This window comes from Pseudonocardia sp. Ae717_Ps2 (genome assembly GCF_001932475.1).
Classification (GTDB): domain Bacteria; phylum Actinomycetota; class Actinomycetes; order Mycobacteriales; family Pseudonocardiaceae; genus Pseudonocardia.
Window position 1 is genome coordinate 1 of record NZ_MCIS01000024.1, and the last position, 13,557, is coordinate 13,557.

18 protein-coding genes and 3 pseudogenes are annotated in these 13,557 nt (G+C 66.2%); 8 read left to right on the plus strand and 13 right to left on the minus strand.

Translation table 11 applies throughout. From position 1 onward, the window contains the following. Positions 1-164: 164 nt before the first annotated feature. The 4 genes and pseudogenes from Ae717Ps2_RS39790 (at position 165) to Ae717Ps2_RS39805 (ending at position 2,840) form a co-directional block, all read left to right on the plus strand. A complete protein-coding gene (locus tag Ae717Ps2_RS39790; protein ID WP_233147899.1) occupies positions 165-362 on the plus strand; it encodes a hypothetical protein in 198 nt (65 codons plus the stop codon). A gap of 50 nt (positions 363-412) precedes the next feature. Then, a complete protein-coding gene (locus tag Ae717Ps2_RS39795) occupies positions 413-1,054 on the plus strand; it encodes a hypothetical protein (protein ID WP_233147900.1) in 642 nt (213 codons plus the stop codon). Between the two features lie 71 nt (positions 1,055-1,125). Beyond that, positions 1,126-2,471 (plus strand): annotated as a pseudogene (locus Ae717Ps2_RS39800) (transposase). Between the two features lie 228 nt (positions 2,472-2,699). After that, on the plus strand, positions 2,700-2,840 hold the full coding sequence (locus tag Ae717Ps2_RS39805; protein WP_233147901.1) for a hypothetical protein: 141 nt from the start codon (positions 2,700-2,702) through the stop codon (positions 2,838-2,840). Here the strand turns inward: Ae717Ps2_RS39805 and Ae717Ps2_RS40820 are convergent. The 3 genes and pseudogenes from Ae717Ps2_RS40820 to Ae717Ps2_RS38675 form a co-directional block, all read right to left on the minus strand. Then, a complete protein-coding gene (locus tag Ae717Ps2_RS40820) occupies positions 2,805-3,038 on the minus strand; it encodes an integrase core domain-containing protein (RefSeq protein ID WP_369804902.1) in 234 nt (77 codons plus the stop codon). The two genes, Ae717Ps2_RS39805 and Ae717Ps2_RS40820, sit on opposite strands and share 36 nt — an antisense overlap. Positions 3,039-3,067: 29 nt before the next feature. After that, positions 3,068-3,688: pseudogene (locus Ae717Ps2_RS34645) on the minus strand (IS3 family transposase); the annotation flags it as partial. Beyond that, positions 3,685-3,972 carry a transposase gene (locus tag Ae717Ps2_RS38675; protein WP_075333031.1) on the minus strand — a complete coding sequence of 96 codons (288 nt, stop codon included), beginning with the start codon at positions 3,970-3,972 and terminating at the stop codon, positions 3,685-3,687. The pseudogene Ae717Ps2_RS34645 and the gene Ae717Ps2_RS38675, both read right to left, overlap by 4 nt. A gap of 77 nt (positions 3,973-4,049) precedes the next feature. Between Ae717Ps2_RS38675 and Ae717Ps2_RS37955 the strand changes: the two genes are divergently transcribed. After that, positions 4,050-4,382, plus strand: a complete 333-nt coding sequence (locus tag Ae717Ps2_RS37955) for a hypothetical protein (protein ID WP_158071580.1) — start codon at positions 4,050-4,052, stop codon at positions 4,380-4,382. Between the two features lie 75 nt (positions 4,383-4,457). Here the strand turns inward: Ae717Ps2_RS37955 and Ae717Ps2_RS34660 are convergent, their stop codons facing one another. From Ae717Ps2_RS34660 to Ae717Ps2_RS37115, 4 genes are all read right to left on the minus strand, one after another. Then, positions 4,458-5,636, minus strand: coding sequence for an IS701 family transposase (locus Ae717Ps2_RS34660; protein ID WP_075334983.1), 1,179 nt, complete (start codon positions 5,634-5,636; stop codon positions 4,458-4,460). A gap of 84 nt (positions 5,637-5,720) precedes the next feature. Further along, positions 5,721-6,047, minus strand: coding sequence for a hypothetical protein (locus Ae717Ps2_RS34665; protein WP_075333860.1), 327 nt, complete (start codon positions 6,045-6,047; stop codon positions 5,721-5,723). A gap of 44 nt (positions 6,048-6,091) precedes the next feature. Further along, positions 6,092-6,244 carry a hypothetical protein gene (locus Ae717Ps2_RS37960; protein WP_158071653.1) on the minus strand — a complete coding sequence of 51 codons (153 nt, stop codon included), beginning with the start codon at positions 6,242-6,244 and terminating at the stop codon, positions 6,092-6,094. A 374-nt stretch (positions 6,245-6,618) separates the two neighbouring features. Further along, a complete protein-coding gene (locus tag Ae717Ps2_RS37115; protein ID WP_144276140.1) occupies positions 6,619-7,047 on the minus strand; it encodes a hypothetical protein in 429 nt (142 codons plus the stop codon). A 71-nt stretch (positions 7,048-7,118) separates the two neighbouring features. Here Ae717Ps2_RS37115 and Ae717Ps2_RS37120 point away from each other — a divergent pair, with 71 nt between their 5' ends. After that, positions 7,119-7,538: a hypothetical protein gene (locus tag Ae717Ps2_RS37120; RefSeq protein ID WP_144276141.1), complete on the plus strand. Its 420-nt coding sequence runs from the start codon at positions 7,119-7,121 to the stop codon at positions 7,536-7,538. Positions 7,539-7,715: 177 nt separating this feature from the next. On the opposite strand, the gene Ae717Ps2_RS40825 is transcribed toward Ae717Ps2_RS37120, so the two are convergent. The 4 genes from Ae717Ps2_RS40825 to Ae717Ps2_RS40835 form a co-directional block, all read right to left on the minus strand. After that, a complete protein-coding gene (locus Ae717Ps2_RS40825; RefSeq protein WP_369804905.1) occupies positions 7,716-7,934 on the minus strand; it encodes a hypothetical protein in 219 nt (72 codons plus the stop codon). Then, positions 7,832-8,158 (minus strand): NUDIX hydrolase, encoded by a 327-nt coding sequence (locus Ae717Ps2_RS40830; protein WP_369804904.1) that lies wholly within the window; start codon positions 8,156-8,158, stop codon positions 7,832-7,834. Before Ae717Ps2_RS40830 ends, Ae717Ps2_RS40825 begins: the two co-directional genes overlap by 103 nt. A 1,215-nt stretch (positions 8,159-9,373) precedes the next feature. Continuing rightward, a complete protein-coding gene (locus tag Ae717Ps2_RS37125) occupies positions 9,374-10,180 on the minus strand; it encodes a hypothetical protein (protein WP_144276142.1) in 807 nt (268 codons plus the stop codon). Between the two features lie 897 nt (positions 10,181-11,077). After that, the gene (locus tag Ae717Ps2_RS40835) at positions 11,078-11,578 is read right to left on the minus strand and encodes a restriction endonuclease (RefSeq protein ID WP_144276143.1); all 501 of its coding nucleotides are present in this window, start codon (positions 11,576-11,578) and stop codon (positions 11,078-11,080) included. A gap of 134 nt (positions 11,579-11,712) precedes the next feature. Between Ae717Ps2_RS40835 and Ae717Ps2_RS40000 the strand changes: the two genes are divergently transcribed. Further along, positions 11,713-11,862 carry an acyl-CoA dehydrogenase family protein gene (locus Ae717Ps2_RS40000; protein ID WP_249265207.1) on the plus strand — a complete coding sequence of 50 codons (150 nt, stop codon included), beginning with the start codon at positions 11,713-11,715 and terminating at the stop codon, positions 11,860-11,862. Positions 11,863-11,997: 135 nt separating this feature from the next. Continuing rightward, positions 11,998-12,882, plus strand: coding sequence for a squalene cyclase (locus tag Ae717Ps2_RS34690; RefSeq protein ID WP_369804903.1), 885 nt, complete (start codon positions 11,998-12,000; stop codon positions 12,880-12,882). Here the strand turns inward: Ae717Ps2_RS34690 and Ae717Ps2_RS39810 are convergent. After that, the gene (locus Ae717Ps2_RS39810; RefSeq protein ID WP_233147902.1) at positions 12,857-13,201 is read right to left on the minus strand and encodes a hypothetical protein; all 345 of its coding nucleotides are present in this window, start codon (positions 13,199-13,201) and stop codon (positions 12,857-12,859) included. The two genes, Ae717Ps2_RS34690 and Ae717Ps2_RS39810, sit on opposite strands and share 26 nt — an antisense overlap. 65 nt (positions 13,202-13,266) lie before the next feature. Beyond that, a pseudogene (locus tag Ae717Ps2_RS40840) lies at positions 13,267-13,416 on the minus strand (hypothetical protein); the annotation flags it as partial. Positions 13,417-13,557: the final 141 nt, after the last annotated feature.

The window sequence follows — 13,557 nt, forward strand, 5'->3', positions numbered from 1 at the left end:
CAGCGAGTTCGACCGGCTGAAGGACTCCGCCGGCGCCGCGACGCTGGGCAAGTTCAAGGACCGCCTGGCGCGCCTGGCCGCGTTAGACGCGCTCGGTCCGACCGAGCTGTGGCTCGACGGCATCCCACCGGGCAAGGTCGCGCACTTCGCCGGCGAGGCGCGCGGTGACCGACGCCGCCGACATGCGGAAGGTCCTCAACGACGACAAGCGGCTGACGCTGCTGATCAGCCTCGTTCACGAGTGCCGCACCTCGGCCCGCGACGAGGTGGTGACCATGTTCTGCAAGCGTCTCGCCGCGCTGCACAAGAAGGGCCGCGAGCGTCTGGCTGAGATCCAGTCCGCTAACCGCGCCGAGACCTAACGACTCATCGGCGTGCTCGGCGACGTCGTGGCCGCGCCCGCGAAGCCAGCATGCCAGCCGACCCCAGCGAGCCGGGCCAGCCGGTCGAGGGCGTGGAGGAACGCACTGGCCGCCTGGTTCTCAAGACTCTGGCCGACGCCGGCGAGATCGACGCACTGGCCACCGCGGCCGAGGCGGTGTCGGCCTACCACGGCAACAACTACCTGCCGCTGCTGGAGCGGTTCTACCGTTCGCACCGGCCGGTGCTGTTCACCCTGGTCGACGCGATCGAGCTGGAGGCCACCAGCGCTGATCGCAGCGTGCTGGACGCGGTCGAGTTCATCCGCGCGGTCCGCGACCGGCGCAGTGACTGGATACCGGAGACCATCACGGTCGAGGTGGATGGGCAACCGCCGACGACGGTCAGCGTCGATGCGGACGCCTTCGCCAGCGACGCCTGGCACAAGGTGCTGCGCGACAAGCAGCGACCCGGGATGCTCGCGCGGCGACACCTGGAGGTCTGCGTGTTCTCCTACCTGGCCGCCGAGCTGCGCTCCGGGGACATCGCGGTCGCCGGCTCGGACTCCTACGCCAACCTGCACGCCCAGCTCATGACCTGGGACGAGTGCCAGCTGCTGGCCGCGGACTTCTGCGCTCAGGCCGGTATCCCGATCGACGCGGCCGCGCTGGTGCGCACTACCGGCACGAGCTGACCCGCACCGCCGCGACAGTGGACGCCGGTTTCCCGGCGAACACCGACCTGGTCCTGGACGGCGAGCGGCCGGTGCTCAAGCGCCGCAAGGGCGCCGACCGGCGACCCTCGGCGATCACGCTGGAAGCGGCGATCCACCAGCGGCTGCCCGAACGCAGCCTGCTGGACATCCTGACCCGCACCGCGTACCTGACCGGCTGGCACCGGCACTTCGGGCCAGCCTCGGGGTCGGACCCGAAGATCCGCGACACGCTCGGCCGCTACGTCACCACGACCTACGCCTACGGCACCAACCTGGGCCCGGCCGAGGTCGCCCGGCACATGCGCGGCAAGGTCTCCGTGCACGAGATCTACACGGCCGGCAACAAGCACTCCGACCCCACCAAGGTCTACCGAGGCTCCACCGATGTGATCAACGAGTTCGCGAAGCTGGACGTGGCCGGGATCTGGGGCGACGGCCAGGTGGTCGCCGTCGACGGCTCGCAGGTCGACACCTGGGAGAACAACCTGCTGGCCGAGTCGCACATCCGCTACGGAGGTTACGGCGGCATCGCCATGCGTCACGTCGCCGACTCCTACATCGCCTTGTTCTCCCATTTCATCCCGTGTGGCGTGTGGGAGGCGGTCTACATCATCGAAGGGCTGCTCAAGAACGACTCCGACATCCAGCCCGACACGATCCACGCCAATACCCAGGGCCAGTCCCTGTCGGTATTCGGACTGGCCACGCTGCTGGGCTTCGAGCTTCTGCCCAGGATCAGGAACTGGCACGACCTGATCTTCTACCGGCCCGATCCGCGCACCCGCTACCAGCACATTGACGCGCTGTTCGGCGACAACGCGATCGACTGGGAGCTGATCGAGAAGCACTGGACCGACTGCTGCGCACCGCGATCTCCATCCGCGAAGGCCGGGTGTCCTCGGTGACGCTGCTGCGCCGGCTGGGCAATCACTCCCGCAAGAACCGGCTGTACCGGGCGTTCCGGGAGCTGGGCAGGGTTATCCGCACGGTGACGCTGTTGCGGTACCTGTCCGAACCCGAGCTGCGGGAGCAGATCACCGCGATCACCAACAAAGCCGAGGCGTTCCACGGCTACTCGGAATGGCTGATGGTCGGCGGCCAGCTCATCGGCCACAACGATCCGGACCACCAGGAACTGGTGGTCAAGTTCAACGAGCTGATGGCCAACTGCGCCATCTACTCGACGGCCCTGGATATCACAGACGCGGCGAACTCGCTGGCCGCCGAGGGCCACCCGGTCGACCACGACGACCTGGCCACCATCACCCCGTACATCACGCACACGATCCGGCGGCTCGGCGACCTAGTGCTCGACCTCGACCCGCCCGACGCGACGCCGACCACCCGGCTGGACCTGGAACCCCGCGCACTATTCCCCGGCGGCCCGGCCGCGTAGCTCGGATCACTGCTGGTCGCGGCACGGTTTCTCGCTCCAGTAGGGCGAGGACGTTGATCGTCAGCAGGTACCGACAAGATCCGCCACCATCGCCAACCTACCGGATAACGGACCATTATGCGGTAGACTGATCAACAACAGGGATCGGCGAGCTGGGTGAATGTGTTGCCGCCCGGTGCGCGACTCGTGCAGGTTATCCGGTAGGTCGATCAGGAGGGAGGTTCGGCGATGGCGGCGACCGTGACGAAGCTGGAGAACCGTCAGCGCCCGCCCGGCGCCGGCAAGGTCGGCGGACCGACGGTCTGGAGTGTTCCCGATTTCTTTGACGCCGGTTTAGGCTGCCAAGTCGGTTATTTTCCTGAATCCTAGCTCGTATTCGGTGGGTGTCAAGTATCCGAGGGTGGAGTGCCGTCTGCGACGGTTGTAGTAGCTCTCGATCCACGCGAATGTCTGCTGTCGGACCTCGGTGACGTCGTTCCATGGCCGGGTGTGGATGAGTTCTTTCTTGTAGCTGGCGAAGAACGACTCGGCGACGGCGTTGTCGAAGCAGGTGGCGCGTCGGCCCATCGATCGGGCCACATTGTGGCGGCGCAGAAGTCGGTGAACTCCCGGCTCGTGTATTGCGTCCCGCGGTCGCTGTGCATGATCACTCCGGCTGGTGGGCGGCGGGTGAGCAGGGCGGCGGCGAGGGCCTCGATGATCAGGTTGGTGCGCAGGTGGTCGGCCACGGCGTAGCCGACGACCTTGCGGGAGTGCAGGTCGATCACGGTGGCGAGGTAGGCCCAGCCGTCGACCGTCTGGATGTAGGTGATGTCGCCGCACCAGCGGGTGTCGGGAGCCTCGGCGGTGAAGTCACGCCCGATCAGGTCCGGGGCGTCGATCGGGCGTAGACCTGCGACGGTCGTCTTGCGCCAGGTGTGAGGGTGGCGGCCTTGCAGGCCGGCGGCGCGCATGAGCCGCCAGACCCGCTTGCGGGCGGTCCGGTGGCCGCGAGCGACCAGCTCGGCCCACACCCGGCGCACGCCGGGGTCACCGCGCAGGTCGTGGTGGATCTCTCGGATCGTGTCGGTGAGCTCGGCGTCGGTGCGTTCCCGCTGGCTGGGTCCGGTCTTGAGCCACCGGTAGTAGCCCTGTCGGGCCACGCCGAGCTGGGCGCACATGAACGTGACCGGATACTCGCCCTCGGTTGCCCAGTCCGCGATCGCCGCGTATTTCACGGCTGTTCTTTCGCGAACCAGGTCGCTACTTTTTTTGCGAAGTCCCGCTCCATTCGCAGGGTCGTGTTCTCCTTGCGGAGCCGTTCCAGCTCGGCCCGCTCCGGTTCGGACAGGTCCGTGTCCGGGACCTGCCCGGATTCGCGTGCTTTCTTCACCCACTTGCCTAACGTCATCTCGTGGACGCCGATACTCTTCGCTACCTCGGCGATTGTTCGGCCGGAATCGAGGACAAGACTGACGGCCTGGTCCTTATACTCCTGGGTGAAATGGCGGCGTGTCGCCACGCGATCCCCTCCGCTGCGATCAGCGGCAGTCTACGACCGGTGTCTACAAGATCGGGAACGGTCCACTGTGGGGCGTCGTGGTCGGGTTCGGGGTGGCGGTGCTGGTGCTGTCGGGGCCTGCCCTGGTGGTGGCCGGGCTGGTGATGTGGTGGGTGTGGTGGATGGGCTGGCCCGCCTCCCGCATCCGGAACCTGGTGCTGGTGTGGCTGGTGTGCGTGCTGGCCGGGGCGCTGGTGCGGTCGCCGATCGAGGCGTGGCGCACCGGTTACGAGCGGGTCGTCGGTGGGGACTGGGGCGGGCTAGTACTGCAACGGCAGTTGATCAGCTCGGGGGTCGTTCGCCGCGTCGGCGGTAGTGGCAGTCGCGGGCCTGTTGTTGGCGTTCACGGCGCCAGGTCGACCAGTGCATGACGTGGTCGATGCAGGTGAGCGGGGTGAAGGCGAGCGCGGCGAGGAGACGGCGGATCTCGTTGCCCGACAGCTGAATCAATGCGCGCCGGCTGGCTGAGGATCCCCCTTTTCGGCCTCGCGTGCGTGTTCGGCGGCGCGGGTGACGGCGAGGTAGGCCGCGGTGAGCATGGCCAGGGTGATGTGGGCGTGCCAGGCTCGGTAGGAGCGGACTTGGTAGTGGTCGAGGCCGGCCTCGTTCTTCGCGGTCTGGAAGCATTCCTCAATCGCCCACCGCGCCCCGGCGACTCGAACGAGGTCGCGCAGCGGCGTGTTCGCCGGGGCGGCGCAGCGGTAGAACGCCAGCTCACGGATGGTCTTGCCCTCTGCGGGCTCGGTCTGGCGGCGCACCAGCAGCCAGTGCCCCCAACCCGCCGGGAGGCCGTCGATGGCCAGCGCAACCGCGGTCCAGTCATAGACCCGCATCCCGTGCGCGCCCGGCCCGATCGCGCGGCGCTCCCACCCGTCGTGCCCGGTGTCGAGATCACGCGCCCCGGCGATCGTGGCCAGGGCCTTGGCCGGGCGACGATTCCCGTCCGGGCTGGTGAGCATGTCGTCATTGCGGGTGGCCAACACGAACGGGATCTCCCGCTCGGTGAGCCAGTCGCGAAAGCCCGGGTTCTGCCCGTAGACCTCGTCCGCGGTCACCCACGACCCGGACGTGAGTGCCCCAGCGGCGTACGTGCGGGCCAGCATCGCCGTCCCCAGCTGCGGTTTCGTGGCGAACTCGACGTCATCGGGGACATCCGCGCGCTCGCAGCGTTCGCGGTCCTCGGTCCACGAGGTCGGCAGGTAGAGCTCCCGGTCGATCAACGCCCGCCCCCGCTTCGAGGCGTAGGCCAGGAACACACCGAGCTGACAGTTGTCGATCTTCCCGCTGGTGCCGGTGTACTGGCGCTGCACCCCGGCCGAACACAGGCCCTTCTTGATGAACCCGGTCTCGTCCACGATGAACACCCCCGACGCGGTGTCGGTGAGATGTTGCAGGACGTAGCCGCGCAGGTCGTCGCGGACCCCGTCGACGTCCCAGTCCGCGGTGCGCAGCAGCCGCTGCATCCCGTCCGGCGACATCGCCCCGGCGTGTTCGGCGAGGGTCCAGCCGTTCTTCCGCTCGAGCCCCGCGAGCAGGCCTCGCAGGTAGGTTCCGACCCGCCGGCGCGGCTCGACCCTGCGGAAACGGCCAGAGATCAGCTCCACCACCGCGTCCAACGAGGCCACCCACCGGCAAGATCAACCACGCGGTGATCATCACCGCCGAACGGCCGTCAGCCTCTCACCACACGCCGAACTGCCGTTGCAGTACTAGAAGCCGGAGCCGGAGTTGCGCTCGTCCTCGACGTGCAGGCGGTGTGACATCGCCGCCTTCCACTGACCGACGTGGGTCAGTGCGATCTCCAGGCACTCGGTCATGTCGACCAGGTGCCCGAGCCTCGTGGCCGTGTCGACCTGCGAGGAGTTCGCCTCGATGGCGAACTTGGAGGCCTGGTGAGCGGCCTCGAACACGACGGAATAGTGCGATCCGCAGATCGCGTCGTGCACCTTCGAGATGTTTGCTTCCGGTGCGCGGTACGGCTCGTGCCGTTCCGCCATCGGAGTCACGGTGACCGTGGTGCCGTTGTTGTCGGACATCGTTCACTCATCCCTTCCGCAGAGATCGGGACCGGAATCGCGGCCTACTTGGACGCGCCGGTGTTTCCCTCGGGAAGGACGGACTTGGCACGGAACGCCACCCGCGAGTTGCCGTTCTGAACCCACGGCATCGCCTGCAGACGGTCCACGTACACGAACTGACCCTGATCGACCTTGGGCGGGTTGTCGGCCGCCACGTGACCAGGATCGTCTCCGCGTCGCCGTCACTCCAGGCCACGAGCTTGACGGCCCACAGGGGGTGGTTCGTGCCACCGCTCTTGTCCCGACGGTGGACACCGTCCTTGTCCAGACGCGGCTCGAATCCGCCGGACGCCTGGAAACGCATGGCATTGGTGTCGAGAATCAACTGCATGACTGCTGTGCTCCTTCTGGGGATCAACTTGGCAGTTCGCTCACCCCGGACGGGGTGTGCCAGACAAGAACACCAGCGAGCACGTAGGGCCGTAAATTCACGATAGTGAACAGCTTCGTGTTTACCGTTCCGTTTACCGCGTTGACCAGGCACAATGAGAAGCGCGGAACCCGAAGACGAGGGAGACCGGTGATGAGCTCAGCGCTGCGGGGAGCGCGTGAGGCCCAGGGCTGGACACAGGACCAGCTCGCGGGACGTCTGTTGCGTCTGGCCGAGTCGCGCGGGGCGGCGTTGAGCGTCAGCCGGGCGAGCTTGAAGCAGATGGTGTCGGACTGGGAGCGCGGCAAGCGCAAGCCCGGGCACTACCGGCAGCTTCTCTGCGACCTGTTCGGACGGACCGCCGATGAACTCGGGTTCCCGGATGCGGCGCCTGCGCCGTTGTCGGTGGCCCCGGCCCAGGGGCTCGAACTGATGCTGGACCAGGCGGCGGTCGTCGACGTTGTCACCGTGTCCGGGCTCCAGCAGCAGGTGGACGGGCTGCGTCGGCTCGACCAGCAGCTCGGGTCGCAGATGGTGATCGAGCAGACCGGCACCCTGGTCACGACGGTGCGTGACCTGATGTCCCACGTGATCAGCGAGGCCGAACGGCAGCAGCTCGCCGGGGTGCTGGCGATGTCGCGGCGCTGCACGGCTGGCAGGTGCTCAACTCCGGCGACACCAGCGGGGCGTGGACGCACGATCTCGCCAAGACCGCGGGCCGGGAGTCCGGAGATCCTGCGCTGCTCTCGCACGCGATGGGCGAACAGGCCTACGACCTGCTCGACGTCGAGCGTCCGGAGCTTGCTCTGCAGCTCGTGCAGGCGGCGAGGTCAGCCGCAGGGTCGAAGGTGCCGGGGTTGCTGGGGGCGTGGCTGCACGCAGCCGAGGCGGAGGCCCTGGCCGCGACGGGTGATCAGGTGGGCTGCCGAGAGGCGCTGAGGCTGGCCGAGCAGGCGATGCCGGCGGAGCCGGACAACAGCGCTGTCCCGTACGTGTCCCTCGACGACTGGCAGCTCGCGAGGTGGCGGGGCAACGTCCTGGCCGGTCTCGGTGACTCCGGGGCGCTGGACGCCTGTTGAGCGCGCTGGGGAGGACGCCGGGGATGTCGGTGCGGGCGACTGCGTCCCTGCACTGCGACGTTGCGCAGTCCTACGCGGTGCGGGGAGAGCGGGTGTCGTCCCTGGAGCACGCACGGGTGGCGCGGGACCTGGCGCGGCGGACGGGCTCGATCCGGCAGCTCCGCAGGATCGACCGGGTCACTCGGCTCCTGGCGTGAACTCCACCCCGGCCTGCCGGGCGAGGAGCTGGAGTGCGGCGATCAACGTGCCTGCACCGAGGAGCCGGTTCCCTGCCACGAGAGCGGGCAGCTCGGTCAGCGGGACCCACTCCAGGAGGCCGGCTTCTTCCAGGTCGGACGGTTCTCCGATGTGGTCGAAGGTGCGCCACAGGTAAAGGTGGGTGGGGGAGTCGACCATCCCGGGCAGCGGCTGGAACGAGGCGAGGTGCTGCGGGGGGCCGGTGGGACGCCAACCGCCCTCCTCCTCGGCCTCGCGCGTGCAGTGTCGGCCGGGTCCTCACCGGGCTCGATCAGGCCACCCAGGAACTCGTACCCGATCTCGTCGGTGACCCAACGGTGCCGGTGCAGCATCAGGGCACGGTCCGAGTCATCGACGAGGACGGCGATGGAGACAGGCTTCATGTGCACGACGTGGTGCTCGAATCGTCGTCCGTCGGGCGGCTCGATATCAGCGAGGCTCACTTGGAGCCATTCGCTGTCATAGACCGTGCGCTCACCACGCTTGGTCGTGCGCGGTGGCGATTCTGACGATTCCACTGACACCAATTCTAGAGCGTGCAGGAGTCCTTGCTGACTCTCGACACGCTACCGGTTGAGCCGGTCTCAGGCAGCGTTGGTGTCAAGCATCAGCTGAGACTCGGCGCGGGAGCGCGGGGCGGGTTCGGCCTGGTCGGGCGGGTGCGGTGTGCGGGTGGTGAGAACTTTCTATACGTCTTCAAGCCGCGCCCCACCGGGGCGCGGGGCCGGACTCGGCCGGACGGCAACCGCTCCGCGACCTCCGGCCTGACGGCCTCCGGGCGGAGCGGACCTCGGGGCCGCCGGCTACGCGCCGGCAGGGTGGGAATGAGACGGTGTGAGTGGTCGTCCCCGCTGGCCGCAATCGTCTTCACGGGCACGAACGGCGTCAACCCGCGCTCCGCGCGCCTCGATCCCGCCGGTGGTTGCCCCCTGCGCCGCCATCTGTTGTGTAGTGGTCAACTTGCGGGATCGAGGGTTCCGGGTTGACACCGCACGCTCCCGCAAAGTGCTGGCCAGGACAGCGGGATGACAGGACTATGCGAGAAGGCGTTGCGTTTCCGCTAGAAGAGTCCCTCTCGGTCAGGGTTAATCGCCTGAGGCTTACGCCGTGTCGACGTCACCAAACCTGCAAACCTGACCCAGCCGCGAAAGTGTTTACCAACCGAGATGGTCGTTGCTCTCGACCACGCGGCGCCAAGCGCCTTCTTTATGTGTTCGCCGATCAATTGGGGTGTCGCCGCAGGGTCGTCTGCCAGATGTATCCATGCTGCGTCACCGCCAGGCATTTGCCGAAGAAGGTTCTGGAGTGCCTCTTCATGAATCTTGCCGTTCTCGATCAGCTCAGGGCGCGACACTTCAAGGAGTCCATCAAGTCCCTCGGTTATCGCACCGAGCCGGAGTAGGTCACGCAGCGATACCAATTCTCTCTTAGATAGCTGAGTGACGGGCCTAGGCGCTTCTTTAAGCGCCTTCAGGAGCGCTACGCCAGGTCCTGGGCTGCTGGTTGGGAACGAGCCACGTGTCTTCATTTTGCTGACACGGTTCAGAAGCTCAGTTTGCGCCACATGGCCATCAGTGGGCACTTTTGCCGACTTGCCTTCAATTACAGCCAGGCCGCCAAACCTCGAACCAATAAGTGAACACGCGCGCGTAGGATACCCACGTGTCGCGAGAAACAGCGACCGCTGGGAATACATCCTGAAGTTTCCTGGCGAAGGCTTCAAATGTGAGTCGCCCGCCGGAGCGCTCAGCTGCCTCTAGGAAAGTAGTGTAAGCGCGGTGCCGCCGAAGTGCTTGGCCGACCAGCGTCCGAATGGCTGAGTCGCGGTTGCTTGCGTTTCGGACGCTATCGACGAAGCTCACCCGGTTGGGCTCGTAGGAGCTAATGCCCATCAGGCGAAGTTCTCGTACGAGATTCCAGACTGCATTCTCGCTTGTCCCGAATCGTTCGGCGACCTCAACAACGTAGCTGTCGCCCCCGTCTTTTTCGAGCTCTCGTAGGAGACGGGCTACTGAAACGGGAGCCTGTCGCAGGATGTAGGAGTCTTCAATTGGTACTCGACCGCTTGTGATGAAGTCTCGGAAGATGTCCCAATAGGTATCTAGATGTTCACCAACTGACACGATAAGGCGGCGATTGATTAGGGACTGAACGATATCTGCCGAAACTCGATCCATTGCATCGGTTACATTGACTGGAGCAAAGCGGGCGATATACTTTAGGGCTTCGCGTTCGTGAGGGCTTAGCTCCGCCATGTCGGCTTCGAACAGGGTTTGAACATTTAGGGCTTCAGACAATAGTTGCTCCTGCGTTACGCCTGACTCAATCTCTCGCAGGAGATGTCCTGCGAGCTTCTTGAACAGCCAGGGCAGGCCCTGCGAATACTCGCGCAGGCGCTGACGCAATTCGCGACTTAGTCGCTGACCGGATTCCTTCTCTAGTCTCCTGAGAAGCGTCTCGACGTCTCGTGGCCCCCACGTCGGGAGCGTAATGACGTGCGCTGATCCGCGGATCTCATCACGAAGTTGATACGGGTAACCTTCTGTCCATCCAACATAGTCGGTTTTCCACGAGAAGCCAACGGTAAGTGGAATGTCTAGCTCTTGTACGCCGAGAGCGAGATCGCGGAATTGCCTGGTGAGGGCCTCATCTCAGAAGACGTTTTCGAACTGGTCGAACATTAGGAACAATGGCCCGCGGTTAAGCCAGGTGCTGTCGGATAGCGTCCGCAGGCTACTGGTAAGCGACGCCCACGACGGCTTCGAAGGTAGCTCTACGTAGCCGTCGATAGCGGCCTGCTCGCCAAACTTTCGTAGCACACTGCTGACGAACCGGGTCGTAGCGACGGTTCTTGTGTCTACGACAAGCGCGGCACCTCCTGAATCTTCTGTCATCTTCTTAAGTCTTAGCGCCAAGGAGCTTTTTCCCCAGCCAGATTGTGTTGAGAACGATGACACTTCCCGACTTGGCGAAGGCCTCACCCGCCTGTCGTATGGCCTCGCGTCTCCCCACGAAGAACTTAGGTGAAGCGGGCAGTTGATACTCAAAGTTGTTCGTACTTCCTGCGACCACGGCGATGAAATCCTCGGCATCTGGAGGAGTCTCGATTGTGCGCTTCAGGTCTGATGTCGAAGCGACATGCCAATCGGAAACGTCTAGGCGTGCAAACTCGGTTTCGCGAACTAGGTCAAGAACTAACTCGGGAACGCTCAGAGAGCCTGTGGCTCTGAGGACGACCCGAGCCGCGCGGGCGCCTTCACCTAACTCGATTGCGGCCGAATAGACGCCATGCTCGGCCACTACTATTGTCGGGTCGGTGTAGCTATCGTTATCGTGAAAAGGATGGATGATTGTCGATCAACTAGGGATTCGTATACGTCGTTAGCGTCCAGTACCCGGAAGTCGGGGTCATCGAGTCGGATTGTCTCGTAGAACTCATTGGCCTCTGCGGTCAAGCGTGGCGTCACCACCATAAATGCGTGAAGTTCTGGACTGCGCCGTCGCAGGGCTGAGAACTTCCCGTAGAACTGTGTAAGAGGGCCAATTTTGACGGCAGACGTGTATGCCTTGCACTCGATTATCGCCGGCTTATTCGAGAGCGTATGTGAGACCTTAAGGTCTAGTTCAATCCCATTTGATGTTACGTTACGTTCGCGCCAAGAAGGGTCTTGATAGCCGAACGCATTGAAGAGGCGTCCGATGAACATCTCAAAAAGGTGGCCACGGGTGTGGTTCCGAGCGCCGTCTGTGTCACCCTCGGCGACGACAAGCACACTGGCGTCGGTTGGCTTCACACTACGCACTCGAGCTCCCGCGTTGGGTAACGTTGACCTTCGTTGGTAGGTCGGCGCTGGGTAGGCAATCCGTTACATCACTGGTGCCTCACTCTGCGCAGGCCGTCTGCAGGCCGTGAGAGGTGGACGGCTCATCACGGCTGATGACTGGTGACGAGCGAATCAAAGCAGCTCAGGCCGCCAATCGACGGCAAGGCTGTAGGTCGACAGCTCGCAGCCTGAAGATCACGCAGATCTACGAGGGCACCAACCAGATCCAGCGCATGGTGATGGCGCGCAACCTCCTGAAGTGACACTCTGACCGCCCATGGACGGGGCTGTCGTGGACCGAGCACTGCTCGACCGGCTGCTCGACACCGATCCGGCGCTGCGCTGGCAGGTCGAGCGCGACCTGGCGGGTGCGCCTCCCGAGGTCTGGGAGGCCACCCGTGCTCGGGTCGCGACCGGGGGATGGGCGCGCGGCTGCTCGCCGTCAGGATCCCGACGGCACCTGGGCGGGCGGCGCGTACTTCCCGGCCGAGCCGTCGACGGTGGAGGGCCAGCCGTGGACGGCGACGACCTGGTCGCTGAACGCCCTGCGGGAGTGGGGCCTGGATCCCCGCGCGCTCGCGGGCACCGCGGAGAAGCTCGAATCGTGCCGCTGGGAGTACGACGACCTGCCCTACTGGGACGGCGAGGTCGACGCCTGCATCAACGCCTGGACCGTCGCCAACGGGCTCTGGCTCGGCCGCGACATGGATGCGCTCGCCGCCTGGTTCGCCGAGCACCAGCTCCCCGACGGCGGTTGGAACTGCGACTGGGTGGACGGTGCCACCCGGTCGTCGGTCCACTCGACGCTCAACTCCCTGCACGGGCTGCTGGCCCACGAGCGGGCGACCGGAGGGACGTCGGGACCCGGGCCGCCCGCCGCTCCGGTGAGGAGTACCTGCTGTCCCGACGCCTGCTCTACCGGCTGTCCACCGGGGACCGCCTGCCGCTCGAACGGGACCCCGCCGAGCTCGCGTACCCGCTGCGCTGGCGGCTCGACGTGCTGCGTGGCACCGAGTACTTCCGCCGCGCCGCGGAGCTCGACGGCGCGGCGCCCGACCCGCGCCTGGCGGAGGCCGTCGCGGTGCTGCGTGCGGCGCGCCGTCCGGGACGGGTGGTGGGTGCAGGGCCGTCGCGATCCCGGCGAGATGTGGTTCGAGGTCGACGTGCCGCCGGGGGAGCCGTCACCGTGGCTGACCTTGTACGGCACCCGGATCCTCGCCTGGTGGGACGCGGTGCCTGACGCTCAGGTACTGATGATCATGGAGTCGGTGGGGTGCGGATGACGAGCACGGCAGCGGCCGGCTCCCCGGCGAGGGCGGCGTAGGTGTGCTCGCCGTCCGCAGGCCAGCGTGTGGCCTCGCCGGTGCCGAGCTCGGCCTCGTGCCCGCTGCGTCCGGCCCGGACGGCACCGCGGGTGACGAGCAGGTGCTCCACCACCCCGGGACCGTGCCCGGGGGACACGTGCACCGCCCCCGGGACGAGTGCCAGCGCGTACACCTCGACGGTGCCGTGGTCGTCGGTGGTCTCCAGCAGGCGCACGGTGATGGGGCCGGCGAGCCGGCGGGCCCCGGGGTGCTCGGCGAGCAGCCGGGACAGCGGCACGGAGGAGTGTCCGCGAGGGCGTACAGCGTGGACAGGGTCGGGTTGCGGCTGCCGTTCTCGATCTCGGACAGCGACCCCTTGCCGATCCCGGCCCGCTCCGCGAGGACCCCGAGGGAGAGACCGCGTGCGGTCCGGGCCGCCCGCACCCGTGCGCCGAGGGCCGTGCGCAGCGCCCCGTCGTCCACCGGGCGACTGTAGCCGGGGCCGGTCGACACGAGGCCCCTGCGCCCGGGCTACCGGGCCGGGGTGTCCGGACCACCACGTGGCGGGCCGGGTGTTCCGGGGTCGCGCACCGCGGTGGCCGCGGAGAAGCGTGCCGGGAGCGCCGTGACCTGGTCCCGCAGATCCTCCACGTC